Source organism: Thermodesulfovibrionales bacterium (assembly GCA_035622735.1).
GTDB lineage: Bacteria > Nitrospirota > Thermodesulfovibrionia > Thermodesulfovibrionales > UBA9159 > DASPUT01.
Genome location: DASPUT010000119.1, coordinates 1 through 2,178, shown reverse-complemented (window position 1 = coordinate 2,178; position 2,178 = coordinate 1). Strand labels below are relative to the sequence as shown.

Here is a 2,178-nt window from a genome sequence, read left to right as displayed (position 1 = left end):
GAGGCGGCCCTCAGGAGGGCCGGAGCCGTGCGCGTATACGAGATGCTCGATCTCTTCTATATGACCGAGACGCTCGCGAAACAGAACAGGCCGAAGGGAAAGCGGCTGGCGATCATCACGAACTCCCTGGGACCTGCCTCCATGGCGGTCGATGCCCTCGTTCTCATGGAGGGGGAACTGGCGGCGCTCCAAGCGGAGACACGGGATGAAATCGAGAAGCACTTGTCCCTCAGGAGCAGGGTCAACAACCCTGTCTGCCTCCTGACAGACGCCCCGCCCGAAGACTTCGGGCAAGCGGTGAATATCTGTGTGAAGGACAAAGGGGTCGACGGCATTCTCGTGGTCTATGTTCCCTTCCCCTGCTTCGATCCGAAGGACATCGCCGCTGAAGTGACAAAGGCGGCAAAGTCAGCGCCTCATATACCGCTTTTTACGACATGGTTGGGCGATGAACAGGTGGTCCGGGCGCGTGAGTTCTTCAGCAACAACGAGATACCCACCTTTGTCACCCCTGAGCAGGCCGTCAAGAGCTTCCTGTATATGTACCGCTATGACTTCAACCTCAGGCTTTTGCACGAGACTCCGGAGGCGATCCTCACGGACTTTGTCCCCCATATAGGGAAGGCGAGGGAGATTATCAGGAAGGCGCCGGAGGAGGGAAGGAGTATTCTCCGCCTCGACAAGGTGAGGGAGATCTTCGGGATATACGGCATCCCTATGGTCGACACAGTAAGGGTCGAGGATGAAGAAAATGCTGTCCGGATATCGCGAGAAAATGGGTATCCGGTCGTTCTGAAGATCGATTCCGAAAAGGTCTTTCACAAGCTCGAAAGGGGAGGGGTCGCGCTTAACCTCCTGAATGAGCAAGCGGTGAGGGAGGCTTACAGGTCACTGAAAGTAGTGGCCTCTCGGGCCGGAGATCCTGAGGCGGGCGTGGTCATTCAGCCGATGGTGATTAGAAAGGGGTACGAGCTCGTCATCGGTGCAAAGAAGGATCCCAGTTTCGGTGCTGTCATCGTCTTCGGAACGGGAGGTGAATTTCTCGACGCGATTAAGGACCACGCGATCGGACTTCCGCCCCTTAATCAGACCCTGGCTCGACGGATGATGGAGGAGACGAAGATATACAAGTATCTTCAGGGGCTCCCGGCATATCAGCAGGCCCTGGGACAGCTCGAAGAGGTGTTGGTGAGGTTCTCTCATTTGGTCGTCGATTTTTATAACATCAGGGAGATTGAGATCAACCCCTTTCTCCTGACGGATAAGCAAGGCATAGCCCTGGACGGCGCGGTTCTCCTTGAAGGGGAACCCCTGACCAACCATCGCAAACTCACGGGCGACCTCTGCCCCCCGCATCTCTCGATCTGCCCATACCCCTTCAAATACGTTGTCGAAAAGATGCTCCCCGACGGGACGGTCTGTCATGTGCGACCGATCCGGGGCGAAGACGAGCCGCTCATCTTTGAGTTCTTCAAGAACCTCTCGGAAGAGACCATTGTTTACCGGTTTTGCCAGCGGCTCACTTACATACCCCATGAGAAACTCGTCAGATACTGTCAGGTGGACTATGATCGCGAACTCGCCTTTGTTGCCCTGCTGGAAGGGAGCAGGGATATCATCGGCGATGTGAGAATCAGCAAACTCCCCGACATGGAAAATGCGGAACTGTCCATTCTCGTCGCCGACAATTGGCAGGGGAAAGGGGTGGGAAGCTTGCTGATGGATTACTGCATAGACATAGCGAAGGAGACGGGGCTGACGACACTCTGGATGGAGGTCCTCAAGAACAATAGCCGCATGCTCGCCCTGTCCCGGAAATACGACTTCAAACAGGCCTATGACGACGAAGACATGGTGCGGGTGGTCCTGGAGATCTGACATCGAGCGGTATGCTCGCCTTGCCTCGACACGGCGTATCCCGAGACGCATAAAATGGTCGGGCTATCCTCTTGCAACGGTTCGTACTGATCTTGACGAAACAGAGGAAGAATTTCTCCGGCACCGTTCCGTTTCGCGGCAAAACAGCCCGTCTTTCTGGTACGCAACGTTATTGTCTGCAGACAGGTGGATGATTATTCTCCGCAAGTCGGGCAGTGGGGGTCTTTCAGGGCCTTGAAGGTCCTGAATTCTGTCCTTTGACCGTCCCACACGAGGAGTTTCCCTTTGAGATTCTTCCCT

Annotated in this window: 1 protein-coding gene; it reads left to right on the top strand. The window is 55.5% G+C overall.

Going from position 1 to position 2,178, the window contains the following annotated elements; all coding sequences use genetic code 11:
- Positions 1 to 1,878 (top strand): GNAT family N-acetyltransferase (locus tag VEI96_06720; GenBank protein HXX57676.1); only part of this gene is annotated, 1,878 nt, incomplete at its 5' end.
- Positions 1,879 to 2,178 lie beyond the last annotated feature (300 nt).